A 24,634-nucleotide genomic window follows, 5' to 3' on the forward strand; every position below is an offset into this window, starting at 1 on the left:
CCGGACAACCGAACGGCCCGTGGGGACCAGAGGTCCCCACGGGCCGTTCAGCGCTGTCCGGACAACCCTCCGGCGGGAGTCGCCACCTGGCCGGCGGCGCCGCTCAGGCGGCGGCGAACGCGCCTTCCAGGATGTCCAGGCCCTCGTTCAGCAGGTGCTCCGGCATCACCAGCGGCGGCAGGAAGCGCAGCACGTTGCCGTACGTGCCGGCGGTCAGCACCACCAGGCCCTCGGCGTGGCAGGCCTTGGCGATGGCCGCGGTGGCCTCCGCGTTCGCCTCCTTGCCGCCCGGCTTCACCAGCTCGATCGCGATCATCGCGCCGCGGCCGCGGACCTCGCCGATGATCTCGTACTTCTCCTGCATCGCCCGCAGGCGGCCCAGCATGATCTCGCCGATCCGCTGCGCCTTGCCGTTGAGGTCCTGCTCCTTCATCGTCTCGATGGCGCCCAGCGCGGCCGCGCAGGCCACCGGGTTGCCGCCGTAGGTGCCGCCCAGGCCGCCCGCGTGCGCGGCGTCCATGATCTCGGCGCGGCCAGTCACCGCGGCCAGCGGCAGACCGCCGGCGATGCCCTTCGCGGTGGTGATCAGGTCCGGGACGATGCCCTCGTCGTCACAGGCGAACCACTGGCCGGTGCGGCAGAACCCGGTCTGGATCTCGTCCGCGACGAACACGATGCCGTTCGCCTTCGCGAACTCCACGATCGCCGGCAGGAAGCCCTTGGCCGGCTCGATGAAGCCGCCCTCGCCCTGGATCGGCTCGATGATGATCGCGGCGACGTTCTCGGCGCCGATCTGCTTGGTGATGACCTCGATCGCCTGCGCGGCGGCCTCGGCGGCGCAGTTCTCGGCACCCGTCAGCCAGCGGTAGGGGTAGGCCACCGGCACCCGGTAGATCTCCGGGGCGAACGGGCCGAAGCCCTGCTTGTACGGCATGTTCTTCGCCGTCAGGCCCATGGTCAGGTTGGTGCGGCCGTGGTAGCCGTGGTCGAACACCACGACGGCGGTGCGCTTGGTGTAGGCGCGGGCGATCTTCACCGCGTTCTCCACCGCCTCGGCACCCGAGTTGAACAGCGCCGTGCGCTTCTCGTGGTCACCCGGGGTCAGCTCGTTCAGCTGCTCGGCGACGGCCACGTAACCCTCGTACGGGGTCACCATGAAACAGGTGTGCGTGAAGGCGGCCAGCTGCTCGCTCGCTCGGGCCACCACGGCCTCGGCGCTGTTGCCGACGTTCGTCACGGCGATGCCGGAACCGAAGTCGATCAGCGAGTTGCCGTCCACGTCCTCCAGCACCCCGCCGTTGGCGCGGGACACGTACACCGGCAGGGTGGTGCCGACACCGGCCGCCACCGCACCCAGCTTGCGGGCCTGCAGCTCCTGCGACTTCGGACCGGGGATCGCGGTGACCAGGCGGCGCTCCTGCGGGAGCGGCGTTGCGGCGCTCATGGGGTTCTCCAGACTTCTCGGCTCGGTGCTTCGCAGGCTACGGCCGCCCTCACCGGCCCGGCATGCGCCACTCGGTAGCACTGAGCCGTCCGACTTGTCCGGCACGGCCAGCACGGGTGGCGCGACTACCCGCAGACCCGGCTCCACTACCCTGAGCGCGGGCGTGTCGCCGGCGCGGCGGCATGGGTATGGCGGCACCGACGGCGGTCGGACCGGGCGGGCGAGGGAGCGGGGCCGTACATGGCACAGGACGGGGCACACCACCACGGCGAGCGCACCACCACCAGCCGCCCCCCGACCCCCCTGCCGCACCAGCGGCCCGGCGACCCCGCCGCCTCCTCCTTCGACCTCGCCACCTGGGCCTGCGCCCCCCGCCCCGCGGCCGAACCGGGCATCTACCGGCTCGGCTACCACCGGATCGACCCGGAACGAGCGGAGGCGGCACGGGTCGCGACCTGGCCGCTGCTGCTGCGGGCGGTGCTCAACGCGGTGGTGGGGTGGCTGGCCTATCTCTATGGCACACAGCTCCTGACCTACGTACTGGTGTGGTTCGGAGGGCAGACCGGCATCGGTCCGCTCGCCTCACCGTCCGAGTCCGAGGCCATGCTCACGCTCCTCGTGGTCAATGCCCTCGTCATCGGCATCGTCATCAAGGTCTTCGGCCGGATGGGCCGTTGGCCCGAGGTGTGGCGCCGGTACGTGGCTCCGCTGCTGTCGCGGGCGGTGACGCAGGAGGCGGCCGACCCGGCGGACGGGGCCGCCGCGGAGGTGGCCCGGGGGCAGGACCCGTGGGACGGGCTGCGGCAGGGCGGTGCGGCCGAGGCGGCGGCGCGGCTGGAGGCGGAGCCGGTCGGGGACATCGACTACGTGCGGATCCAGCGCGCCTGGGAGTCGGCGCAGGCGGACCGGGTGTTCGTGCCGGCCTTCGTCGACCAGGTGGCGGCGCGCGGGGCGGCGGCCTTCGCGCACCCGTCGGAGATGCGGGAGCTGCCCGCCCGCACCGAGCGGCACGATCTGCTGCTGGGCCAGGTGCGGCTCGGCACCGCCCAGGACGTGCCGAAGAACCCGGTGGACCACCGGGCGGCCGGCTTCGCGCTGGACCCGGCGGTGCTGGGCACCTCGCTGCTGGCGGTCGGCCCGGCGGGCACCGGGAAGACGGCCCGGCTGGCCCGCCCGGTGGCCGAGGCGCTGTGCCTGCAGGCCCTGGCCGGCACGGCCTGTGTCGTCGTGGTCGGGGCGGCGGACGCCGATCTCGGCCCCGACGCCTGGTACGACGTGGTGATCGCGCCCGGCGACCCGGGCTCGGTGTACGGGTTGGACCTGTACGGCGCGGCGCAGGATCCGGACGAGGCGGCCGCCCGGCTGGCCGAGGCGCTGCTCCCGGACGAGCTGACGGCCCGTGCGGAGCACGCCCGCACCGCGCTCCAGCAGGTGGTGGGCCCGTTCCACGCCGCGTACGGCCGCTACCCGGGGGTGCGCGAGCTGCGGGCGCTGCTGGGCGGGGATCCGGACGCGCTGGCGGCCCTGGTGAAGGCGCTCGGGGTGGCGGGCCGGCTGACCGCGTACGAGCGGGACCTGGAGCACCGGGAGCGCCAGCGCGGCCGGGCGGACGATCCGGGGGCGCTGCTGGCGGACCGGCTGGCGCTGCTGGACCGGCCCGCTTTCGAGGGCGCGTTCGCGACAGACGGCACCGGCCGGCCGCCGTTCGCGATGCGGGTGCTGGACCACCCGCTGCGGGTGCGGGTGAAGCTGCCGGAGCGCGGCAGCCCGGAGGCCGCCCGGATGCTGTCGCGTCTGGTGGTGGGTCAGTTCGTGCAGGCGGCCGGGGTCCGCGAGGACCGGTCGCTGTTCGCCGGCCTGGTGGTGGACGACGCCTCGGCGGCGTTGGACGCGACGGCGGTGCGCGGGTTGCAGCGGATGCGCGGGGCGAACGCGGGCGCGGTGCTGCTGCTGCGCACGCTGGTGGACCTGCCGGAGGCGTTGCGGGCGCCGTTGTTCGGGGCGGTCGGCTGCCGGATGGCGTTCCCGGGGATCGCGCCGTGGGACGGCCGGCTGTTCTCGGAGGCCTGGGGGACGCACCTGGTGCAGGAGACCGCGGTCACCCACACCCCCGACACCTCGGGCGGTGTCATAAGGCGGGCCGGTCGGCTCGGGCGGAAGGCGTTGTCGGGGACGACGGCGCAGACGGAGTCCGTGACGACGCGGGATGTGGAGCGCCTGCGGTGGTCCCCGTCGGATCTGGCGCACGCGTTGCCGGCGGGGCACGCGGTGGTGTCGTTGACGGCGGTGTCGGGGGAGCAGGTGCCACCGCTGTTGGTGGATCTGCGGAGCTGAAGCGGTGCTGAACCAGGGCTGAACCGGAGCTGAAGCCCGGCAGGGCCCGGGGCCGCGCCGGGCACGGGTGGCCCGCCGGGCGGAAGTCGCCTTCGAGGTGGATTCGGCAGTGCGGGTTGTCCGGGGCGTCCATAATGAAGGGGAGAGACCCTCACCAGTCCCACGTCCCTCTCCTCGCCCGGCCGCAATGGCGCGGTCAGGTCGATCCTTCGAAGGTGCCATGCCCCCCACACTCGCCTCCGTCGTCCGCAACACCTCGCTCCACCTGACGGTTCTCGCCGGTGCGGACCACCTGGAGCGGCCGGTCCGCTGGGTGCACACCAGTGAGCTGGACGATCCGACGCCGTTCCTGGAGGGTGGCGAGCTGCTGCTCACCACCGGGATCAAGCTGGGCCGTACGGCGGCGCAGTTGCAGGCGTACGTGCACCGGTTGGCCGATGCCGGGGTGGTGGGGCTGGGCCTGGGGGTGGGGCTGTCGCACACGGAGGTGCCGCAGCCGTTGGTGGACGCGGCGGCGCAGCGGGGGCTGCCGTTGCTGCGGGTGCCGGAGCCGACGCCGTTCATCGCGATCAGCAAGGTGGTGTCGGCGGCGCTGGCCGCGGAGCAGTACGAGGCGGTGACGACGAGCTTCGAGGCGCAGGAGGAGCTGACCCGGGCGGCGCTGGGCAAGGACGGCACGACGGCGGTGGTGCGCCGGTTGGCGGCGCGGCTGGGTGGTTGGGCGGCGCTGTACGACGGGTCGGGCGCGCTGTCGGTGGTGGCGCCGGACTGGGCGGCGCGGCGGGCGGGGCGGCTGGCGGCGGAGGTGGACCGGCTGCGTCGGCGGCCGGCGCCGTCGAGTGCCGCGCTGCAGGGGCGCTCGCCCGGGATAGACACGGCGGACGAGGACTACGTGGTGGTCCAGTCGCTGGGGGCGGACCGGCGGGCCCGGGGCTTCCTGGCGGTGGGGACCGAGGACCGGATCACGCCGACCGAGCGGTACGTGCTGAACGCGGCGGTGGCGCTGCTGACGCTGACGCTGGAGCGTTCGCGCGAGCTGCGCCAGGCGGAGGAGCGGATGGGCGCGGCGCTGCTGCGGATGGTGCTGGCCGGCGAGGTGGCGACGGCGCGCCAGGTGGCGGCGGGGCTGTTCGGCGGGCTGCCGGAGGGGACGGTGCGGGTCCTGGTGGCGGGGGCCGGGGCGGCGGCCGCGGATGCGGCGGAGGCGCTGGGCGAGCTGGGCGACCGGGCGGAGCAGGCGGGCGGCCGGGTCGGCGAGAAGCTGCTGGTGGCCCGGGAGGAGGGGGCGCAGGGGCCGCGGCTGGTGGTGCTGGCGCTGGACCACGGCGCGGTGCACCGGGCCTGCCTGGGGGCGGTGGAGGAGCACGAGGGCCTGTCGCTGGGCGTGTCGGCGCCGGCGGCGCTGGAGGACGCGGGGACGGCGCACGCGCAGGCCGAGCGGGCGTTGGCGGTGGCGCTGCGCGGCGGCCGCCGTTCGGTGGACCACGAGGAGGTCGGCGCGGGGTCGCTGCTGCCGCTGTTGGGCGAGGACGCGGTGACGGCCTTCGCGGAGGGGCTGCTGCGGCCGTTGCGCGAGCACGACCGGACGGCGCGCGGTGACCTGGTGGCCTCGTTGCGGGCGTGGCTGTCGCGGCACGGGCAGTGGGACGCGGCGGCGGCCGATCTGGGGGTGCACCGGCACACGCTGCGGTACCGGATGCGCCGGGTCGAGGAGCTGCTGGGCCGTTCGCTGGACGACACGGACGTGCGGATGGAGCTGTGGCTGGCGCTGCGCTCCGGCGAGGAGTAGGCGCCGCGTTCCGGTGGGGGCGCCGCGTTCCGGTGCTGCGGCCAGACGGGTCTGGACGGGATGGAGTGGCCCCGGGGCGGAACGCTCCTCGGTGGCCAATCCGGTCGGCGGACGGTCGCACCTACCCTCGGGTCAGGTCCCACTCCCGTGGGCCGTACGACGACGAGGAGAGGGCCGGTACCACGGTGACCACCACGCACGATTTCTGGCTCGCCGGCCGCCGGGCGAGCGGCGACGCCGACTTCGAGGTGCACAACAGCTGGGACGGTCGGCTGGTCGGCAAGGTCAGCGTGCCGACCGAGGCGCAGGTCGAGGAGGCGCTGGACGCCGCCGTCGCCGCGCTGCCGGTGTTCGCCGCCACGCCGGCGCACCAGCGTGCCGCCGCGCTCGACCACGTGGCGAAGCGGCTGGCCGAGCGGACCGAGGAGATCGCCCGGCTGATCACCGCGGAGAACGGCAAGCCGATCAAGTGGGCCCGCGGCGAGGTAGGCCGGGCCGTGTCGGTGTTCCGCTGGGCCGCCGAGGAGGCGCGCCGCACCAACGGCGAGACGATGCGGCTGGACACCGACCCGGGCGGCGTGGGCCGCTTCGCGGTGGTGCGCCGTTTCCCGCGCGGCGTGGTGCTGGGGATCGCCCCGTTCAACTTCCCGCTGAACCTGGTCGCGCACAAGGTCGCCCCGGCGATCGCGGTCGGCGCCCCGATCATCCTGAAGCCGGCTCCGGCGACGCCGCTGTCGGCGCTGGTGCTGGGCGAGATCCTGGCCGAGACGGACCTGCCCGCCGGTTCCTGGTCGGTGCTGACCGTGCCGAACGACCGGATGCCGGCGCTGGTGCAGGACCGGCGTCTGCCGGTGATCTCCTTCACCGGTTCGGACAAGGTCGGCTACCAGATCATGGACTCGGTGCCGCGCAAGCACACCACCCTGGAGCTGGGCGGCAACGCCGCGGCCGTGGTGCTCGCGGACTGGTCCTCGGAGGCGGACCTGGACTGGGCGGCCACCCGGATCGCGATGTTCTCCAACTACCAGGGCGGCCAGTCCTGCATCTCGGTGCAGCGGGTGATCGCCGACGCGTCGGTGTACGACGCGCTGGTGGAGAAGGTCGTGGCCAAGGTGAAGGCCCAGGTCACCGGCGACCCGAACGACGACGCGACGGACGTCGGCCCGCTGGTGGACGAGAACGCCGCGAAGCGCGTGGAGTCCTGGGTGGAGGACGCGGTCGCCAAGGGCGCCAAGGTGCTGGTCGGCGGCAGCCGCGAGGGGGCGACGTACGCCCCGACCGTGCTGGCCGAGCTGCCCGCCGACGCGATCCTGGCCAAGGCCGAGGTGTTCGGCCCGGTGCTGTCGCTGCACCGGGTGGACGGCGTGGACGAGGCCTTCGCGGCCGTCAACGACTCGCCGTTCGGCCTGCAGGCGGGCGTGTTCACGCACGACCTGCAGACCGCCTTCCGGGCGCACCGGGAGCTGGAGGTCGGCGGCGTGATCATCGGTGACGCGCCGTCCTACCGCGCCGACCAGATGCCGTACGGCGGTGTCAAGGACTCCGGCGTCGGCCGCGAGGGCGTCAAGTACGCGATGGACGACTACACCGTCGAGAAGGTCATGGTCCTGACCGGTCTGGACCTCTGACCGGTAGGGACACCCGGAGGGCCCGGTCCGCGCGTCGGACCGGGCCCTCCGCCGTGCGCGCGGACGGCTGCCGGTCAGCCGTCGTGGCCGGCCGCGGCGGCCACCGCCTCCTCGACGGTGGCGTTGCCGGCGACCAGTTCCAGGGTCTGCCCGGCGGTGCCCGGTTCGCGCAGCAGGGCGGCCAGGACGGCGGCCACGTCGGCCCGGTCGACGGCGCCGCGGTCGACCGAGGGGGCGAGGCGGACGAGGCCGGTGCCGGGGCAGTCGGTGAGCCGCCCGGGGCGCAGCACCGTCCAGTCCAGGGTGGCGCGGGAGCGGACGGCGTCGTCGGCGGCGCCCTTGGCCCGCAGGTAGGTCTCGAAGATCTCGTCGGTGGGGTGGCGGGCGGCGGGGTCGGCGCCCATCGAGGAGACCATGAGGTAGCGCCGGACCCCGGCGAGTTCGGCGGCGTCGGCGAGCAGGACGGCGGCGTCGCGGTCGACGGTGTTCTTGCGGGCGGCGCCGCTGCCGGGCCCGGCGCCGGCGGCGAAGACCACGGCGTCGGCGCCGGCGAGGAGTTCGGCGAGCTGCGCGGCGGTGGCGCTCTCCAGGTCGAGCAGCAGCGGTTCGGCGCCGGCCGTGGTGAGGTCGTGGGCCTGTTCGGGGCGGCGGATGATCCCGGCGGGCCGGTCGCCGCGGTCGGCGAGCAGCCGTTCCAGTTTCAGCGCGATCTGTCCGTGCCCCCCGGCGATGACGGTACGCATGCTCCGACCCTAGGGGGTGTGGCCCGGGTCGTCAGCTCGGGCGGGCCGGGCCGGGCGTCCGCCGGGGTGTCGCGGCAGGTCACAATGGGCGCATGACTTCGCTCGCCCATCCGCACCTGCGTTTCACGCCCACCGTGGCGGACCCCTCCGGCCCCCGGGAGCTGGTGATCCTCGGTTCCACCGGGTCGATCGGCACCCAGGCCGTCGACGTGGTGCTCCGCAACCCGGAGCGGTTCCGGGTGGTGGCCCTGTCGGCGGCCGGCGGGCGGGTGGAGCTGCTCGCCGAGCAGGCGCTGCGGCTGGGCGTGCACACCGTGGCGGTGGCCGATCCGGCGGCCGAGCCGGCGCTGCGCGAGGCGCTAGCGGCGAAGGCCGCGGGCTGTGCGCTGCCGGCCGTGCTGGCCGGTCCGGACGCGGCGACCGAGCTGGCGGCGATGGAGTGCCACTCGGTGCTGAACGGCATCACCGGCTCGATCGGGCTGCGGCCGACGCTGGCCGCGCTGGAGGCGGGCCGGGTGCTGGTGCTGGCGAACAAGGAGTCGCTGATCGTCGGCGGTCCGCTGGTGAAGGCGGTGGCGAAGCCGGGGCAGATCGTGCCGGTGGACTCCGAGCACGCGGCGCTGTTCCAGGCGCTGACCGGCGGCACCCGGGCCGAGGTCCGCAAGCTGGTGGTGACGGCGAGCGGCGGCCCGTTCCGCACCCGGACCAGGGAGCAGCTGGCCGGGGTGACCCCGCAGGACGCGCTGGCGCACCCGACCTGGGCGATGGGCCCGGTCGTCACGATCAACTCGGCCACCCTGGTGAACAAGGGCCTGGAGGTGATCGAGGCGCACCTGCTGTACGACGTGCCGTTCGACCGGATCGAGGTCGTGGTCCATCCGCAGTCGGTGGTGCACTCGATGGTGGAGTTCTCCGACGGGTCGACGCTGGCGCAGGCCAGCCCGCCGGACATGCGGATGCCGATCGCGCTGGGCCTGGGCTGGCCGGACCGGGTGCCGGACGCGGCCCCGGCCTGCGACTGGACCAAGGCCGCGACCTGGGAGTTCTTCCCGCTGGACGACGAGGCGTTCCCGGCGGTGGAGCTGGCCCGGGAGGTGGGCACCCTGGGCGGCACCGCCCCGGCCGTGTTCAACGCGGCCAACGAGGAGTGTGTGGAGGCTTTTCTGAAGGGGGGCCTCCCCTTCACCGGAATCGTGGACACTGTTGCGAAGGTCGTCGGCGAGCACGGCACGCCGGCGGCGGGAACTTCCCTGACGGTCGAGGACGTCCTGCACGCGGAGGACTGGGCCCGGGCCCGGGCGCGCGAGCTGACGGCGGGCTGACGGTCCGGCCGAAGGGCGGCCCGGCCTTCCCGCCGGGCCGCTGTCAGCGTGAGGCTTGCGGTAGGACGGTATGACGATCGGAGCGGCATGACGGAGGAGCAGCAGTGGTAGCGGTGATGACGGCGATCGGCATCCTGGTCTTCGTGGTCGGGCTGCTGGTCTCGATCGCCTGGCACGAGCTCGGCCACCTCTCCACGGCCAAGCTGTTCGGCATCCGGGTGCCGCAGTACATGGTCGGCTTCGGCCCGACCATCTGGTCCCGCAAGAAGGGCGAGACCGAGTACGGCATCAAGGCGATCCCGTTCGGCGGGTACATCCGGATGATCGGCATGTTCCCGCCGGGCGAGGACGGCCGGATCACCAAGCGCAGCAGCTCGCCGTTCCGGACCATGATCGAGGACGCCCGCGAGGCCTCGTACGAGGAACTGCAGGACGGCGACGAGCACCGGCTCTTCTACACCCGCAAGCCGTGGAAACGCGTCATCGTCATGTTCGCCGGGCCGTTCATGAACCTGATCCTGGCGTTCGGGCTGTTCCTGACCGTGAACATGGGCTTCGGCGTGCCGAGCACGGTGCCGACCATCGGCTCGGTCTCCCAGTGCATCGTCAAGGCCGGCCAGCCGACCGACACCTGCCCCGCCGGCGCCGAGCCGACCCCGGCCGCCAAGGTCGAGCTGAAGCAGGGCGACAAGGTGCTCTCCTTCGACGGCGACCGCATCCGCGACTACGACCAGCTGCAGGCGGACATCCGCAAGTCGGCCGGCCGGACGGTGGCGATCGTGGTCGAGCGGGACGGGCGGCAGGTCACGCTGAACCCGACGATCGCCACGAACCAGGTCCAGAAGTACGACGCCAACGACCGGCCCGTCAAGGGCCAGACCGTCGAGGCCGGATTCCTCGGATTCACTCCGAAGCGTGAAGTCGTCCAGCAGACCTTCGGGCAGTCCGTCGACCGGATGTACGACATGGCCGACAACGGGGTGAAGTCGCTGGCCGCCCTGCCCGGCAAGATCCCCGGCCTGTGGAACGCCGTCGTCGGCGACGCCCCGCGCGACCCGGACTCGCCGATCGGCATGGTCGGCGCCGCCCGGGTGAGCGGCGAGGTGTTCTCGCTGGACATCCCCGGCAGCCAGCGGATCGCGTTCTTCGTGAACCTGCTGGCCGGGATCAACCTCTCGTTGTTCCTGTTCAACATGCTGCCGCTGCTCCCGCTGGACGGCGGCCACGTCGCCGGCGCGCTCTGGGAGTCGGTCCGCCGCGGCGTCGCCCGGGTGCTGCGCCGGCCGGACCCGGGCCCCTTCGACGTGGCCAAGCTGATGCCGTTCGCCTACGTGGTGGCGAGCGTCTTCATCGGATTCACCGTCCTGGTGATGATCGCCGACCTGGTGAATCCGGTGAAGATCAGCTAGGAGTTCCGGGGACCGCGGGTGTGCTCGGTCCCGACACCGTGCCGTACCGTGGAGGCCGGGTGCGCGATTGTCAGCGTGCCCGGCCTCGGCCGTCCCTGCGGTCGGGCGGTCGACCACACCTCTACCCCGGGGAACCCTGCGCACATGACCGCGATCTCGCTCGGTATTCCGTCCCTGCCGCTCAAGCCGCTCGCTAAGCGCCGCTACTCCCGGCAGATCATGGTCGGCAACGTCCCGGTCGGCGGTGACGCCCCGGTCTCGGTGCAGTCGATGACCACCACGCTCACCTCGGACGTCAACGCGACGCTCCAGCAGATCGCCGAGCTGACCGCGTCCGGCTGCCAGATCGTCCGGGTCGCCGTCCCCTCCCAGGACGACGCCGACGCGCTGCCGATCATCGCCAGGAAGTCGCAGATCCCCGTCATCGCGGACATCCACTTCCAGCCGAAGTACGTCTTCGCCGCGATCGACGCCGGCTGCGCGGCCGTGCGCGTCAACCCGGGCAACATCAAGGCCTTCGACGACAAGGTCGGCGAGATCGCCAAGGCCGCCAAGGATGCCGGGGTGCCGATCCGGATCGGCGTCAACGCCGGCTCGCTCGACAAGCGCCTGCTGGAGAAGTACGGCAAGGCCACCCCGGAGGCGCTGGTCGAGTCCGCGCTGTGGGAGTGCTCGCTGTTCGAGGAGCACGACTTCCGCGACATCAAGATCTCGGTCAAGCACAACGACCCGGTCGTGATGATCAACGCCTACCGCCAGCTCGCCGCCGCCTGCGACTATCCGCTGCACCTCGGCGTCACCGAGGCCGGCCCCGCCTTCCAGGGCACCATCAAGTCCGCGGTGGCCTTCGGCGCGCTGCTCGCCGAGGGCATCGGCGACACCATCCGGGTCTCGCTGTCGGCGCCGCCGGCCGAGGAGATCAAGGTCGGCAACCAGATCCTGGAGTCGCTCGGCCTGCGCCAGCGCGGCCTGGAGATCGTCTCCTGCCCGTCCTGCGGCCGCGCCCAGGTGGACGTCTACAAGCTCGCCGAGGAGGTCACCGCCGGCCTGGAGGGCATGGAGGTGCCGCTGCGCGTCGCCGTCATGGGCTGCGTGGTGAACGGGCCGGGCGAGGCGCGCGAGGCGGACCTCGGCGTGGCCTCGGGCAACGGCAAGGGGCAGATCTTCGTGAAGGGCGAGGTCATCAAGACCGTGCCGGAGTCGAAGATCGTCGAGACCCTGATCGAGGAGGCCCTCAAGCTCGCCGAGCAGATGCAGGCGGAGGGTGTCGAGGCCGGGGCGCCGGTCGTCGTCGCGGGGGAGTGACCCCGCAGGACGCGTGAGTTCTTCCGGAAGCGGGGCCGTCCGTTCGCGGACGGCCCCGCAGCCGTAGCCGGGTGGGGACACGGAGTAGGGTGCGGCCAGAGTCGTCTCAGTGAGGTGCTGTCTCGATGCTCGATCGAGGTGTGATGCTCCCCAGCTCGTTCCAGGCCGCGCGGGCTCTGGCGACCACGCGCGTGCTGGAGCCCCCGGATCTCGTGGAGGCTCTGGCGGTCCTGCACCGCGATCCGGTCGCCAACGCCTTCGTCGCGGCCCGGGTCGAGGCGGTCGGGCTGGACCCGTGGCGGCTCGGCGGGGAGATGTGGGGCTGGTACGACGCGGACGGCGTGCTCGACGCCCTCTGCTACGCGGGCGCCAACCTCGTCCTGGTCGACGCCGGGCCGCAGGCCGTCGCGGCCTTCGCCGAGCGCGCCCGCCGGCAGGGCCGGCGCTGCTCCTCGATCGTCGGGCCGGCCGAGTCGACCGCCGCCTTCTGGGCGCTGCTGGAGCGCAGTTGGGGGCCCGCGCGCGAAGTCCGGGCCCACCAGCCGCTGTTGGCCACCTCCGTGCCGTCCGCCGAGATCGCGCCCGATCCGCTGGTGCGCCGGGTGCGGCGGGACGAGGTCGAGACCCTGATGCCGGCCTGCGTGGCGATGTTCATCGAGGAGGTCGGGGTGTCGCCGCTGGCCGGCGACGGCGGGCTGCTCTACCAGGCCCGGGTGGCCGAACTCGTCGCCGCCGGGCGGTCGTTCGCGCGGTTCGGGGAGGACGGGCAGGTGGTGTTCAAGGCCGAGGTCGGGGCCGTCACGGCCGGGGCCTGCCAGATCCAGGGCGTGTGGGTCGCGCCCGAGCACCGCGGGCAGGGCCTGTCCGAGACGGGCATGGCGGCGGTGCTGGACGTCGCGCTGCGCGAGGTGGCGCCGGTGGTCTCGCTGTACGTCAACGACTTCAACCTGCGGGCCCGCGCGGCCTATCGGCGGGTGGGGTTCCGCGAGGTCGGGGCGTTCATGAGCGTCCTCTTCTGAGTCCGCCGCGGCGGGCGCCGGCCGGGCCGCCGATCTTCTGCCGCCCTTCGCCAGCGTCGCGGGGCCGCTGGTAGTAACGTCCGGGGCATGGATCAGCTGACCGGGGTGACGATCGAGGCCATCGACCTCGCGGCCTGGGCGCCGCAGGCGCTGGACGTCCAGGCGGTGGCGTTCGGGCTCACACCGGAGGAGGTCGCGGTCCGGCTGCACATCGTCGGGCGGCACGCCCGGCAGCCGGGGGTGATCGCGCTCGGGGCGATGAGCGGCGGGCGGCTGGTCGGTTTCGGGTACGGGATGCCGAACCAGCGCGAGCACTGGTGGAGCACGGTGATCGAGCCGTACCTGACGGCCAGGGGCCACGGGGACTGGCTGGACGGGGTGTTCGCGGTCACCGAGCTGCACGTGCTGCCGGAGCACCAGGGGCAGGGCATCGGCTCGCGGCTGATCCGGTCGCTGTGCGAGCGGTCGGGGCTGGACCGCAGCATCCTGTCGGCGATCGACGCCGAGACGCCGGCCCGCCGGCTCTACCGGGCGCTCGGCTACCGGGACTTGGCGCGGGCGGTGCATTTCCCGGCGACGGACCGGCTGTACGCGGTGATGGGGGCCCCGCTGCCGCTGCGCGGGCTCGGCGCCCGGTAGGCAGGGCTCAGAGCGCGCCGGCGAACTCCAGGTACAGCTCGGCGTCGCCGGGGCGGGCCTCGGCGAGCGCGCGCAGCGCGAGGTCGACGGCGCGCAGGAGCGTCCAGCCGCGCAGGCGCTCCCGGTCCACCTCCAGGGCTTCGGAGAGCTGGGTGAGCCGACGGCGCAGGGCGGCGGGCGCGCCGGGGGAGCCGATCAGGGTGTCGGCCCGGTCCAGCGCGAGGCGGGCCAGGTCGTAGGCGCGTTCCCCGGCGAGCGGGCGCGGGTCGATCGCCAGCCAGGGGGCGCGGTCGGCGGCGAGGACGTTGCCGTGGTGGAAGTCGCCGTGCAGCAGGACGGTCTCGACGCCGGTGTCGGCGGTGAGCTCGCGGGCGGTGGCCAGCGCCTCGGTGACCACGGCCCGGGCCGCGGCGACGGCCGGGTGGTCCCCGTGCTCCGCGAGCCGGGCGGCGGTGTCGGCGGCCCGGTCGGCCGGCCCCGGGAGGGCGTGCCCCTCGGGCGGTGCCACCCAGAGCCGGTGGAGCAGGCTGGTCGCCTCCAGCATGGCCTTCGGCTCGGCCAGCGAGCGCAGCGGGACCTCGCCGTGCAGGCGCTCCAGCAGCAGCACGCCCTCGCCGGGGTCGGCGTCCAGCAGCAGCACGGCGCCGCGGCCGGCCCAGTGGCCGAGGGCGGTGTGCTCGTGCGCCGTCTCGGGGGTGGGCAGGCCGGTCTTGAGGACGGCGGGGGAGAGGTCGTCCCGGTGGACGTAGGTGACCAGGCTGAGGCTGCCGCCGGGGTCCAGGGTGCGTTCCGGGGTGAGGTCCCAGCGGGCGAGGTGGGCGGCGACCCGCTCGGGGAGCCCGGCCAGCCACCGGCGGCCGGGCTCCCCGTGGGCCGCGGTGACGGTGCGGGTCAGCCGGCTGGGGACGGTGAGGTGTGGTGTTGCTCCCGACATGCCCGGCCTTCCGGTTGGTGCTCCCCCACGGGTGGTGGTGGGTCCATTGTCGGGGATGACCGTCAGCTCGGGGTGGTGGTGGAGGGGGAGGCGGGCGTGGTGGCGGCGGCCGGTGCCGGTTCGGCGATGCCGGGGAAGGGCTGGCCGGGGGCGCCCCAGCGGCGGGCGCGCACGGCGCACTCGTGCAGGGCGGTGGCGGCGGCGGGCCGGTGCGGGGCGGGCAGCGCGGCGACCAGGTCGGCGTAGACGGTGGTCAGCCGGGTCTCCAGGTGGGCGGCGAGGCGGCCGGCGGCGGCCGCGTCGGTGACCGGGAAGGGCAGCTGGTAGCCGGCGGCGGCGGGCGCGGGGGTGGCGCCGAGGCCGGTGACCAGGCGCTGCCAGGCGTCGCGGCGGGCCTCGTGGGCGGCCAGGGCGGTCCGGGCGTCGGTGCGCTGCTGGTCGTCGGGGAGGCGGGCACCGACCACGCCGTAGCCGTAGACGGCGGCGTGCTCGGCGCCGAGGGCGCCCTGGAGGGCGGTGAGGACGGCGGCCGGGGCCGGTCCGGGGGTGGTCGTGGGGGTGGCCGAGGGCGACGGCGCGGCGGTGGGCGGGGCGGCCGGCGCGGTGGTGTCGCCGAGGTCGGCGGCCTGCAGCAGGTCGGCGGCGGCGACGGAGGCGAGCAGCCGGGCCAGGGCCGGACCGGCGGCGCCGAGCTCGGCGAGCAGGGCCTGGGCGGCCTGCCGGGCCGCGGCGGCCGGGGTGGCGGGGGTGGTCGGGGTGGCGGCGGTCGGGGTGCCGCCGGGCGCGGGGGTGCCGGACACCGTCGCCGGACCGGGTGTGCCGGTGGCCGGGCCGCTCGCCGTCCCGGTGGCGCCGGCGGGGAGCGTGTCGGCGAGCGCGGCGCGGTGCCGGACCGTTTCGCCGCGCAGCCGCTGGAGCAGCGCGGTCTGCGGGCCGCCGGCGGCGAGCTGGGCGTCCTGGGCGGCCAGCAGGGCGTCGGTGGCGGCGACGGCGCGCAGCCGGACCGGGGCGTCCGGATCGGGGGTCGGGCCGGCCCCGCCGGGGGTGTCGGAGTCGCCGCCGGTGCTCGTGCAGCCGGCCAGGGTGAACAGGCCGAGGGCGAGGAAGGTCCGTCGGCTGGGTGGCTGCATCGGGGTCACTCCGGGGATGGGCATGGCAGGACGGCCTCCCCGCCCCTCGTTGGCGTGAATGATTACAGAATCCACACGATTCGGGGTGGGGAAAACGGGTGGGAGGGCCTCGGTGGGCGGGTGTGAGCTTGCTCGCAGTGGGTGGCGTGCCGGCTGCGGGGGGCGGTCCGGAATCGGTGGTTGGGCACAGCACCGGCTAGGCTTTGGGCCGAGCTGCCGTGACCCGTGGGGTGCGGAGCGACCTTCTGACAACAGCAGACGCGGCCGAGGAGTCCACCCGGATGAGCACCACCCACACCGACCGGCTGCGCGCATTGCTGGAGCCGCTGGCCACGCAGGCCGGACTGGACCTGGAGGACGTCAGGGTCACCAAGGCGGGCAACCGGCGGCAGGTCCAGATCGACGTCGACACCGACGAGGGCGTGGACATGGACGCCGTCGCCGAGTTCAGCCGGGTGGTCGGCGAGGCCCTGGACGCGTCCGACGTGATGGGCGAGGAGCCCTACCTGCTGGAGGTCGGTTCGCCGGGTGCGGAGCGGCCGCTGGCGCTGCCGCGGCACTGGCACCGGGCCGAGGGCCGGCTGGCCGCGATCCACCTGGTGGACGGCGGGGAGCTCGTCGCCCGGGTGCTGGCGGCGGACGAGGACGGCGCGCTGGTCGAGGTGCAGCCGGTGAAGGGGCGCGGCCGCCCCAAGGAGCGCCGGCTGGAGTACACCGAGGTCGCCCGGGCGCGCGTCCAGGTCGAGTTCAACCGCAAGGACGACGACGACCTCCTCGACGAGGAGGACGGCGGTGACGACGGTGCGCAGTGAACCGGGGGTCGGGCAGAGCATTCGGAACGTGACGAAAGACGAGGAGGCGTAGCCGTGGACATCGACATGAGTGCCCTGCGCACGCTGGTCAACGAGAAGAACATCCCCTTCGACCTGCTGGTCGAGTCCATCGAGTCGGCCCTCCTCACCGCGTACCACCGCACCGAGGGCTCGCGCCGCCGGGCCCGGGTGCACCTGGACCGCAAGAGCGGCCATGTGACCGTGTGGGCGCTGGAGGACGCGGCCGAGCTGGACGAGGGCGTCGAGCCGAAGGAGTTCGACGACACCCCGAGCGGCTTCGGCCGGATCGCGTCCAGCATCGGCATCCAGGTGATGATGCAGCGCCTGCGCGACGCCGCCGACGACCAGACCTTCGGCGAGTACGCGGGCAAGGAGGGCGACATCGTCACCGGTGTCGTCCAGCAGGGCAACGACCCGAAGAGCGTGCTCGTCGACATCGGCAAGCTGGAGGCCATCCTCCCGCCGCAGGAGCAGGTCCCTGGCGAGGACTACCGGCACGGCACCCGGCTGAAGTGCTACGTGGTCGCGGTGCGCCGCGGTGTCCGCGGGCCCTCGGTGACGCTGTCGCGCACCCACCCGAACCTGGTGAAGAAGCTGTTCGCGCTGGAGGTCCCGGAGATCGCGGACGGCAGCGTCGAGATCGCCGCGATCGCCCGTGAGGCCGGTCACCGCACCAAGATCGCGGTCTGGTCGCGCCGGTCCGGTCTGAACGCCAAGGGCGCGTGCATCGGCCCGATGGGCGCCCGGGTGCGTGCCGTCATGGGCGAGCTGCACGGCGAGAAGATCGACATCGTCGACTGGTCGGAGGACCCCCGCGAGATGGTCGCCTCGGCGCTGTCCCCCGCGCGGGTGACCAGCGTGGAGATCGTCGACCTGGCCCAGCGTTCCGCGCGGGTGATCGTGCCGGACTACCAGCTGTCGCTGGCGATCGGCAAGGAGGGGCAGAACGCCCGTCTGGCCGCGCGTCTGACCGGCTGGCGGATCGACATCCGGCCGGACACCGAGGGCCAGCCGGAATCGGCGGGCGAGTAGTCGGTGTTGTTCCAGGCGTACCCGCCGGTCCCTCCGGGATCCGCGGGGCGGCGCCATGTCGCTTCGGAGGGGTAGACTTGCCTTCGTCTGGCCGGACGCATGTCCGAGCACGCCCGGAACGCACCTGCGTGGGCTGCCGCAAGCGCGCGGCCAAGCACCAGCTGTTGCGTGTCACGGCGGTCGAGGGCGTCTGCGTCCCCGATCCCCGTGGCGCACTGCCGGGCCGGGGCGCACATCTGCACCCCGATCAGGCCTGCCTCGACCTCGCGGTCCGTCGCAGGGCGTTCCCCCGGGCCTTCCGGCTCCAGGGGACGCTCGACACGGAACGGCTCCGCGGGTTCATCGAGGAGCGGGCAGGCGGAGCCGCCTAGGCACGCTCCCGCGACGGCCGCCGCCCCGCGCGGCGGAGAACCACCGCAACAAGCACAGCGCTCGGGCAGCCGCGCGCCGTGCCACCAGTCAGGTACCTCGCGATGTGGAAGTAGGTCGAGATTGCGATGAGCACTCGATGAGTACGCGATGAGTACGCGATGGGTACGCCCATGAAGTAGCGACAGTCCGGCGGACGAGACCCCCGGACTCATAGACAGGAGTGAAGTGGCTAAGGTCCGGGTTTATGAACTCGCCAAGGAGCTTGGCTTGGAGAGCAAGGCCGTCATGGCCAAGCTCACCGAGCTCGGTGAGTTCGTCCGTTCGGCGTCCTCGACCATCGAGGCGCCGGTCGTGCGCAAGCTGACTGACGCGCTTGGTGTGGCCCCCACCGGTGGTGGCGCTGCCAAGCCTGGCCCGCGGAAGCCCGCGGCGCCCCAGCCCGCGGCAGGTGCCGCGGGTGCACCCAAGCCGGGTGCCCCGACCCCGGGTCCGCGCCCCAGCGCGACCCCTGGTCCCCGTCCCACGCCGACCGCAGGTCCGGCCGCCGCGGCTCCCGCCGCTCCGGCCGCCCCCGCCGCGCGTCCGGCCGGTGCGCCGACCCCGGGCCCGCGCCCGGCGGCGCGTCCCGCCGCCGCCCCGGCGGCCCCGGCCGCGCCCGCGGCCGAGTTCTCCTCGCCGGCTCCGGCCGGTGACGCCCCGCGTCCGGCCGCCCAGGCCCCGCGTCCGGCGGCCCAGGCCTCCGGCGGTGCCCGTCCGGGCCCGCGTCCGGCCGGTCCGCGTCCGGGCAACAACCCGTTCACCTCGGGCAGTGCCACCGGCATGGCCCGCCCCGGCGACCGCCGTCCGGCCGCGCCGGGCGCTCGTCCGGGTGCTCCGGGTGCGCAGGGCGGCGACCGTCCGCGTCCCGGTGGCGACCGTCCGCGTCCGGCCGGTGCGCCGGGTGCCGGTGCGCCTCGCCCTGGTGGCGACCGTCCGCGTCCGGCCGGTGCGCCGGGTGCCGGTGCGCCGCGTCCCGGTGGCGACCGTCCGCGTCCGGGTGGTGCGCCGGGTGCCGGTGCGCCTCGCCCTGGTGGTGCTCCGCGTCCTGACGGCATGCCCCGTCCGGCCGCGCCGCGCCCCGGTGGCCCGACCCCGTCCGGCATGCCGCGCCCGAACCCGGGCATGATGCCGCAGCGTCCGGCCGGCCCGCGTCCGGGCCCCGGTGGCCGTGGTCCGGGTGGCCCCGGCGGCCGTCCGGGTGGTCCGGGTGCCGGTGGCGCCCGTCCGGGCTTCCAGGGCCGTCCGGCCGGTCCGGGCTCGCGTCCGGCCGGTGGCGGCTTCGGCGGCCCCCGTCCCGGTGGCGGTGCTCCCGGTGGCGGCGGCGGCTTCGGCGGCCCGCGTCCGGGTGGCTTCGGCGGTCGTCCCGGCGGCCCGGGTGCCCGTGGTGGCACGCAGGGCGCCTTCGGTCGTGGCCCGGGCGGTCGCCCGGCTCGCGGTCGCAAGTCGAAGCGGGCGAAGCGCCAGGAGTACGAGGCCATGCAGGCCCCGTCCGTCGGCGGTGTGATGCTGCCTCGCGGCAACGGCCAGACCGTTCGCCTGTCGAGCGGCGCCTCGCTGATGGACTTCGCGGAGAAGATCAACGCCAACCCGGCCGCGCTCGTCTCCGTCATGTTCAACCTCGGTGAGATGGTCACCGCGACGCAGTCGGTCTCCGACGCCACGCTGCAGCTGCTGGCGGACGAGATGGGCTTCGTCCTGGAGATCGTCAGCCGGGACGACGAGGACCGCGAGCTGCTGGAGTCGTTCGACATCGACTTCGGCGCCGACGAGGGCGACGAGGACCAGCTGGCCCCGCGCCCGCCGGTCGTCACCGTCATGGGTCACGTCGACCACGGTAAGACCCGCCTGCTGGACGCGATCCGCAAGTCCAACGTGGTGGCCGGCGAGGCCGGTGGCATCACCCAGCACATCGGTGCCTACCAGGTGGCGACGATCGTGAACGGCGAAGAGCGCCCGATCACCTTCCTCGACACCCCGGGTCACGAGGCGTTCTCCGCCATGCGTGCCCGTGGTGCCAAGTCCACCGACATCGCGATCCTGGTGGTCGCGGCCAACGACGGTGTCATGCCGCAGACGGTCGAGGCGCTGAACCACGCCAAGGCCGCGGGTGTGCCGATCGTGGTCGCCGTCAACAAGATCGACGTCGAGGGCGCCGACCCGACCAAGGTCCGCGGCCAGCTGACCGAGTTCGGCCTGGTGGCCGAGGAGTACGGCGGCGACACCATGTTCGTCGACATCTCCGCGCGCCAGGGTCTGAACATCGAGCAGCTGCTGGAGGCCGTGGTCCTGACCGCGGACGCCTCGCTCGACCTGCGGGCCAACCCCGAGCAGGACGCGCAGGGTATTGCGATCGAAGCCCACCTGGACAAGGGCCGCGGCGCCATGGCGACCGTCCTGGTCCAGCGCGGTACCCTCCGCGTCGGTGACTCGATCGTCGTGGGCGACGCCTACGGCCGCGTCCGCGCCATGCTGGACGAGAACGGCAACAGCCTCGCCGAGGCCGGCCCGTCCCGCCCGGTGCTGCTGCTCGGTCTGACCTCGGTGCCCCGCGCCGGCGACAGCTTCATCGTCGTCGACGAGGACCGCACCGCCCGCCAGATCGCCGAGAAGCGCTCGGCCCGCGACCGCAACGCCGCCTTCGCGCAGCGTCGGGTCCGGGTGTCCCTGGAGGACCTGGACAAGGCCATCGCCGCCGGCTCCATCGAGCAGCTCAACCTCATCATCAAGGGTGACGTCTCCGGTTCCGTCGAAGCCCTTGAGGACGCCCTCGTCAAGCTGGACGTGGGCGAGGAGGTCGAGCTCCGGGTCCTGCACCGCGGTGTGGGTGCCATCACCGAGTCCGACGTGGACCTGGCGATGGGCTCGGACGCCATCATCATCGGCTTCAACGTGCGCGCCGAAGGCCGTGCGCGTACCGCGGCCGACAAGGAAGGCGTGGACGTCCGGTACTACTCGGTCATCTACCAGGCGATCGAGGAGATCGAGAACGCCCTCAAGGGCAAGCTCAAGCCGGAGTACGAGGAGGTGCGCCTCGGCGCCGCGGAGATCCGCGAGGTCTTCCGCTCCTCCAAGTTCGGCAACATCGCCGGTGTCCTGGTCCGCGACGGTGTCATCCGCCGCAACGCCAAGGCCCGCCTGCTGCGCGACGGCAAGGTCGTGGCGGAAGCCCTCACCATCGAGGGTCTGCGCCGCTTCAAGGACGACGCGACCGAGGTCCGCGAGGGCTTCGAGGCCGGTGTCACCCTGGGGTCGTTCAACGACATCAAGGTCGAGGACATCATCGAGACCTACGAGATGCGCGAGAAGCCGCGCGCCTAGTCGGTGTCAACCGGGGCCGGTCGACGGGTGGTATTTCCGTCGACCGGCCCCGGTCTCGCTGTGTAGGGTCCTCGGCGTCGGCCCGGTTCCGGGCCGGCGTCCCCGAGGCCTTCCAGGTCGGCGAGACCTGTCATACATGTTCGTGGGAACACTCACCTTCGACCTGCTGCTGGGCGACGTCCACTCGCTCAAGGAGAAGCGTTCGATCGTGCGGCCCATCGTGGCCGAACTGCAGCGCAAGTACAGCGTGTGCGCTGCCGAGACCGGGAACCAGGACCTGCACCGGCGGGCCGAGATCGGCCTGGCGGTGGTATCCGGCGAGGCCGGGTACGTCACCGAGGTCCTGGACAGCTGTGAGCGGTTGGTCGCCGGCCGCCCCGAGGTGCAGCTCCTCGCCGCGAGGAGGCGCTACCACAACGACGACGACGAATGAGGACCGTGGAGCCGGTCGGCGGAAGTCGCCGTTCTCACACGGATCAGGACCGAGAGCGCCCGCAAGGCCGGGCGCGGGCCGGTACTTTGGGGCGTGGGCCCCGAACGGGCGCGCAGCTCGCCCGGGTACCGGGCCCATTGCACGAGGAGGCAACGTGACCGACACCGCTAGGGCGCGCAAGCTCGCCGACCGCATCCAGGTGGTCGTCGCCCAGACCCTGGAGCGGCGGATCAAGGACCCGCGGCTCGGGTTCGTGACCATCACCGACACCCGGGTGACCGGCGACCTGCGCGAGGCCACCGTCTTCTACACCGTCTTCGGTGACGAGACCGAGCGCGAGGCCACCGCGGCCGCGCTGGAGAGCGCCAAGGGCGTGATCCGCTCCGAGGTCGGCAAGATCGGGGTGCGCTTCACCCCGACGCTGACCTTCGTCGCGGACGCGCTGCCGGACAACGCCCGGAACATCGACGACCTGCTCGACCGGGCCAAGGCCATCGACGCGGCGGTGCGCACCACCGCCGCGGGCGCGACCTACGCCAGCGACGCCGACCCGTACCGGGTGCCGGCGTCCGAGCGTGACGACGAGGACGAGTAGTCATGGCGGGTGAGCCGGCGCGCGGCGCCTCGCGAACCGGTTCGACCTCGGGGGCGTCCTCCACCAGCACGGTGGAGGGTGCCCTCGCGGCGCTCCCGGGGCCGCGCGCCGAGGAGAGCGGCCGCGAGCTGGTCTGGCAGCAGGTGGTGGCGGAGATCGGCCGGGCGCGCTCGATCGACCTGATCTGCCACATCTGCCCGGACGGCGACGCGCTGGGCTCCTCGCTGGCCGCCGGGCTGGCGCTGCGCGCGCTCGGCAAGGAGGTGCGGGTCTCCTTCGGCGACGAGCCGCAGATCGTGCCCGAGTCGCTGGCCTTCCTGCCCGGCCAGGAGCTGATCGTGCCCGCCGCCGAGGTGCCCGAGGTGCCCGAGCTGGTGCTCTGCTTCGACGTGGCCGCGCAGAGCCGGCTCGGCCTGCTGCACGACAAGGCCTTCGCCGCGCCCGTCCTGGCGGTCTTCGACCACCACGCCTCCAACCCGGGCTTCGGCACCCACCAGCTGATCGACCCGGCCGCGCCGGCCACCGCCGTCCTGGTGGACGAGCTGCTGCGCCGGCTCGGCGTCGAGCTCGACCAGGACCTGGCCACCTGCCTCTACACCGGGGTCGCCACCGACACCGGCTCGTTCAAGTACCGGGCGACCACGCCCGCCACCCACGAACTCGCCGGGCGGCTGCTGGCCACCGGCATCCGGCACGACCTCATCTCCCGGCAGCTGTGGGACACCTCTTCCTTCGGCTACCTGAAGGTGCTCGCGGCCGCCCTCGACCGGGCCGTCTACGAGCCGGACGCGGCCGGCGGGCTGGGCCTGGTGTGGACCTGGGTGCCGTACGAGGACCTCGCGCTGTTCAGCGTCACGGTCGAGGAGATCGAGGGGCTGATCGACGTGCTGCGCCGCCCGGCCGAGGCCGAGGTGGCGCTGGTCCTCAAGCAGGATCCGGACGGCACGCTGCGCGGCTCCTCGCGCTCCAAGGGCGCGGTGGACGTCGCCGCGGCCTGCGCCGAGCTGGGCGGCGGCGGGCACGTCTTCGCGGCCGGGTTCAGCGCCCGGGAGGGCGTGGCCGCGGTGGTCGACCGGTTCCGGGCGGCGCTGCGGCCCGCCCGCTGACGATCCCGCGTTGACTATCCTGCGGTGTCCACTCCCCTGGAAGAATCTGCCAGCAACCGCTGGTCTGGAGAAAGAACTCGATGAAGCGCAAAGGCACCGGCCCGGACGGCCTGGTGATCGTCGACAAGCCCGAGGGCATCACCTCGCACGGGGTGGTCGCCAAGCTGAGGTGGCTGGCCGGGACGCGGAAGGTCGGCCACGCCGGCACGCTGGACCCGATGGCCACCGGCGTGCTGGTGATCGGCGTCGAGCGGGCCACCCGGCTGCTCGGCCACCTGATGCTCACCGCCAAGACGTACGAGGCGACCATCCGCCTCGGCCAGACCACGATCACCGACGACCGGGAGGGCGAGGTGACCGCCTCGACCCCGGCGGACGCCGTCACCCGGGAGGCGATCGACGCCGGGATCGCGGCGCTCACCGGCCCGATCATGCAGGTGCCGTCCAAGGTGAGCGCGATCAAGATCGACGGCAAGCGGTCGTACGCGCGGGTGCGCGAGGGCGAGGACTTCGAACTCGCCGCCCGGCCGACCACGATCCACTCGTTCACCGTGCAGGGGCAGCGGGCGGCGGTGGCCGAGGACGGCACGCCGGTGATCGACCTGGACGTGACCGTGGAGTGCTCCTCCGGCACCTACATCCGGGCGCTGGCCCGCGACCTCGGCGCCGGGCTCGGCGTCGGCGGGCACCTGACGGCGCTGCGGCGCACCAGGGTCGGCCCGTACGGGGTGGAGTCGGCGCGCACCCTGGAGCAGCTGGAAGCCTCCGTCACCGGCGAGTCCGCCACCGGGCTGGACGTGCTGCCGATCGCGGAGGCCGCGGCCGCCGCCTTCCCGCGCTGGGACCTGGACGAGGCCTCCGCCGAGAAGCTGTCGCACGGCTCCCGGCTGAAGGCGCCCGGGATGGGCGTGGACGGGCCGATCGCGGTGTTCGGGCCGGACGGGCGCTTCCTCGCGCTGGTCGAGGAGAAGGGCGGGCAGGCCAAGCCCGTCGCGGTCTTCGTCGGCTGAGAGCCGCCTTCCGTCCGCGGAGAACCGCTCGTCACGGACCCCCGCCGGGATTCCACCCGGTGGGGGTCTCGGCGTTCCCGGGGGCGCGTTCACCCCTGCGGGGGAGCGCGCGAGGTGAACGCCGGTGGTGAGCGGCGCGGGCGCGGTCGGGCCGCCCGCGCGCCGGGCAGGCTCCCCGCGGCGGCCGAGCGACCGATGAC

Annotated in this window: 20 protein-coding genes; 16 read left to right on the forward strand and 4 right to left on the reverse strand. The window is 73.9% G+C overall.

What is annotated here, in order from left to right; all coding sequences use genetic code 11:
- Positions 1-103 precede the first annotated feature (103 nt).
- Entirely contained in the window at positions 104-1,444 is a 1,341-nt protein-coding gene (gene gabT, locus ACPC54_RS36650; protein WP_498971094.1) for a 4-aminobutyrate--2-oxoglutarate transaminase, read from the reverse strand.
- 240 nt (positions 1,445-1,684) lie between these two features.
- Between gabT and ACPC54_RS36655 the strand changes: the two genes are divergently transcribed.
- The 3 genes from ACPC54_RS36655 (at position 1,685) to ACPC54_RS36665 (ending at position 7,195) form a co-directional block, all read left to right on the forward strand.
- Positions 1,685-3,778 (forward strand): type IV secretory system conjugative DNA transfer family protein, encoded by a 2,094-nt coding sequence (locus tag ACPC54_RS36655; protein ID WP_498971096.1) that lies wholly within the window; start codon positions 1,685-1,687, stop codon positions 3,776-3,778.
- A gap of 220 nt (positions 3,779-3,998) precedes the next feature.
- Complete coding sequence (locus tag ACPC54_RS36660; protein ID WP_498971098.1) at positions 3,999-5,567, forward strand: PucR family transcriptional regulator; 1,569 nt, start codon at positions 3,999-4,001, stop codon at positions 5,565-5,567.
- A 185-nt stretch (positions 5,568-5,752) separates the two neighbouring features.
- Positions 5,753-7,195, forward strand: a complete 1,443-nt coding sequence (locus tag ACPC54_RS36665) for an aldehyde dehydrogenase family protein (protein WP_498971100.1) — start codon at positions 5,753-5,755, stop codon at positions 7,193-7,195.
- A 74-nt stretch (positions 7,196-7,269) separates the two neighbouring features.
- Here the strand turns inward: ACPC54_RS36665 and ACPC54_RS36670 are convergent, their stop codons facing one another.
- Entirely contained in the window at positions 7,270-7,938 is a 669-nt protein-coding gene (locus ACPC54_RS36670) for an SDR family oxidoreductase (protein WP_498971102.1), read from the reverse strand.
- A gap of 92 nt (positions 7,939-8,030) precedes the next feature.
- On the opposite strand from ACPC54_RS36670, the gene dxr reads away from it, so the two are divergent.
- The 5 genes from dxr (at position 8,031) to ACPC54_RS36695 (ending at position 13,632) form a co-directional block, all read left to right on the forward strand.
- Complete coding sequence (dxr, locus tag ACPC54_RS36675; protein ID WP_498971105.1) at positions 8,031-9,260, forward strand: 1-deoxy-D-xylulose-5-phosphate reductoisomerase; 1,230 nt, start codon at positions 8,031-8,033, stop codon at positions 9,258-9,260.
- Between the two features lie 104 nt (positions 9,261-9,364).
- Positions 9,365-10,669: a M50 family metallopeptidase gene (locus tag ACPC54_RS36680; protein WP_498971107.1), complete on the forward strand. Its 1,305-nt coding sequence runs from the start codon at positions 9,365-9,367 to the stop codon at positions 10,667-10,669.
- Positions 10,670-10,813: 144 nt separating this feature from the next.
- Positions 10,814-11,974 carry a flavodoxin-dependent (E)-4-hydroxy-3-methylbut-2-enyl-diphosphate synthase gene (gene ispG / locus ACPC54_RS36685; protein ID WP_498971109.1) on the forward strand — a complete coding sequence of 387 codons (1,161 nt, stop codon included), beginning with the start codon at positions 10,814-10,816 and terminating at the stop codon, positions 11,972-11,974.
- A gap of 143 nt (positions 11,975-12,117) precedes the next feature.
- A complete protein-coding gene (locus tag ACPC54_RS36690; protein WP_498971169.1) occupies positions 12,118-12,993 on the forward strand; it encodes a GNAT family N-acetyltransferase in 876 nt (291 codons plus the stop codon).
- Positions 12,994-13,080: 87 nt separating this feature from the next.
- Positions 13,081-13,632: a GNAT family N-acetyltransferase gene (locus ACPC54_RS36695; protein WP_498971111.1), complete on the forward strand. Its 552-nt coding sequence runs from the start codon at positions 13,081-13,083 to the stop codon at positions 13,630-13,632.
- A 7-nt stretch (positions 13,633-13,639) separates the two neighbouring features.
- Here ACPC54_RS36695 and ACPC54_RS36700 read toward each other — a convergent pair whose 3' ends face one another.
- Entirely contained in the window at positions 13,640-14,566 is a 927-nt protein-coding gene (locus tag ACPC54_RS36700; RefSeq protein WP_498971113.1) for an aminoglycoside phosphotransferase family protein, read from the reverse strand.
- Between the two features lie 62 nt (positions 14,567-14,628).
- Positions 14,629-15,198 (reverse strand): ferritin-like domain-containing protein, encoded by a 570-nt coding sequence (locus tag ACPC54_RS36705; RefSeq protein ID WP_498971171.1) that lies wholly within the window; start codon positions 15,196-15,198, stop codon positions 14,629-14,631.
- A 779-nt stretch (positions 15,199-15,977) separates the two neighbouring features.
- Here ACPC54_RS36705 and rimP point away from each other — a divergent pair.
- The 8 genes from rimP to truB all read left to right on the forward strand — a co-directional run bounded on the left by rimP (position 15,978) and on the right by truB (position 24,434).
- Positions 15,978-16,508, forward strand: a complete 531-nt coding sequence (gene rimP, locus ACPC54_RS36710; RefSeq protein WP_045702932.1) for a ribosome maturation factor RimP — start codon at positions 15,978-15,980, stop codon at positions 16,506-16,508.
- Positions 16,509-16,562: 54 nt separating this feature from the next.
- Positions 16,563-17,561, forward strand: a complete 999-nt coding sequence (nusA, locus tag ACPC54_RS36715; RefSeq protein ID WP_498971115.1) for a transcription termination factor NusA — start codon at positions 16,563-16,565, stop codon at positions 17,559-17,561.
- Positions 17,562-17,638: 77 nt separating this feature from the next.
- A complete protein-coding gene (locus tag ACPC54_RS36720; protein ID WP_078860788.1) occupies positions 17,639-17,932 on the forward strand; it encodes a YlxR family protein in 294 nt (97 codons plus the stop codon).
- A gap of 226 nt (positions 17,933-18,158) precedes the next feature.
- Complete coding sequence (gene infB / locus ACPC54_RS36725) at positions 18,159-21,290, forward strand: translation initiation factor IF-2 (protein WP_498971117.1); 3,132 nt, start codon at positions 18,159-18,161, stop codon at positions 21,288-21,290.
- A gap of 136 nt (positions 21,291-21,426) precedes the next feature.
- Positions 21,427-21,723, forward strand: coding sequence for a DUF503 domain-containing protein (locus ACPC54_RS36730; RefSeq protein ID WP_498971119.1), 297 nt, complete (start codon positions 21,427-21,429; stop codon positions 21,721-21,723).
- 154 nt (positions 21,724-21,877) lie between these two features.
- The gene (gene rbfA / locus ACPC54_RS36735) at positions 21,878-22,318 is read left to right on the forward strand and encodes a 30S ribosome-binding factor RbfA (protein WP_498971121.1); all 441 of its coding nucleotides are present in this window, start codon (positions 21,878-21,880) and stop codon (positions 22,316-22,318) included.
- Positions 22,319-22,320: 2 nt separating this feature from the next.
- Positions 22,321-23,424, forward strand: coding sequence for a DHH family phosphoesterase (locus tag ACPC54_RS36740; protein WP_498971123.1), 1,104 nt, complete (start codon positions 22,321-22,323; stop codon positions 23,422-23,424).
- Positions 23,425-23,504: 80 nt separating this feature from the next.
- Positions 23,505-24,434, forward strand: coding sequence for a tRNA pseudouridine(55) synthase TruB (gene truB, locus ACPC54_RS36745; protein ID WP_498971125.1), 930 nt, complete (start codon positions 23,505-23,507; stop codon positions 24,432-24,434).
- Positions 24,435-24,634: the final 200 nt, after the last annotated feature.

The sequence above is a fragment of the Kitasatospora sp. NPDC094028 genome (genome assembly GCF_049543595.1).
Classification (GTDB): domain Bacteria; phylum Actinomycetota; class Actinomycetes; order Streptomycetales; family Streptomycetaceae; genus Kitasatospora.

Coding starts and splice junctions, on each gene's coding strand:
- ACPC54_RS36700 (WP_498971113.1), bottom strand. CDS start 14,566: ATGTCGGGAGCAACACCACACCTCACCGTCCCCAGCCGGCTGACCCGC.
- gabT (WP_498971094.1), bottom strand. CDS start 1,444: ATGAGCGCCGCAACGCCGCTCCCGCAGGAGCGCCGCCTGGTCACCGCG.
- rimP (WP_045702932.1), top strand. CDS start 15,978: ATGAGCACCACCCACACCGACCGGCTGCGCGCATTGCTGGAGCCGCTG.
- ACPC54_RS36695 (WP_498971111.1), top strand. CDS start 13,081: ATGGATCAGCTGACCGGGGTGACGATCGAGGCCATCGACCTCGCGGCC.
- ACPC54_RS36740 (WP_498971123.1), top strand. CDS start 22,321: ATGGCGGGTGAGCCGGCGCGCGGCGCCTCGCGAACCGGTTCGACCTCG.
- ACPC54_RS36690 (WP_498971169.1), top strand. CDS start 12,118: ATGCTCCCCAGCTCGTTCCAGGCCGCGCGGGCTCTGGCGACCACGCGC.
- ACPC54_RS36660 (WP_498971098.1), top strand. CDS start 3,999: ATGCCCCCCACACTCGCCTCCGTCGTCCGCAACACCTCGCTCCACCTG.
- ACPC54_RS36670 (WP_498971102.1), bottom strand. CDS start 7,938: ATGCGTACCGTCATCGCCGGGGGGCACGGACAGATCGCGCTGAAACTG.
- ispG (WP_498971109.1), top strand. CDS start 10,814: ATGACCGCGATCTCGCTCGGTATTCCGTCCCTGCCGCTCAAGCCGCTC.
- truB (WP_498971125.1), top strand. CDS start 23,505: ATGAAGCGCAAAGGCACCGGCCCGGACGGCCTGGTGATCGTCGACAAG.
- dxr (WP_498971105.1), top strand. CDS start 8,031: ATGACTTCGCTCGCCCATCCGCACCTGCGTTTCACGCCCACCGTGGCG.
- ACPC54_RS36655 (WP_498971096.1), top strand. CDS start 1,685: ATGGCACAGGACGGGGCACACCACCACGGCGAGCGCACCACCACCAGC.
- ACPC54_RS36730 (WP_498971119.1), top strand. CDS start 21,427: ATGTTCGTGGGAACACTCACCTTCGACCTGCTGCTGGGCGACGTCCAC.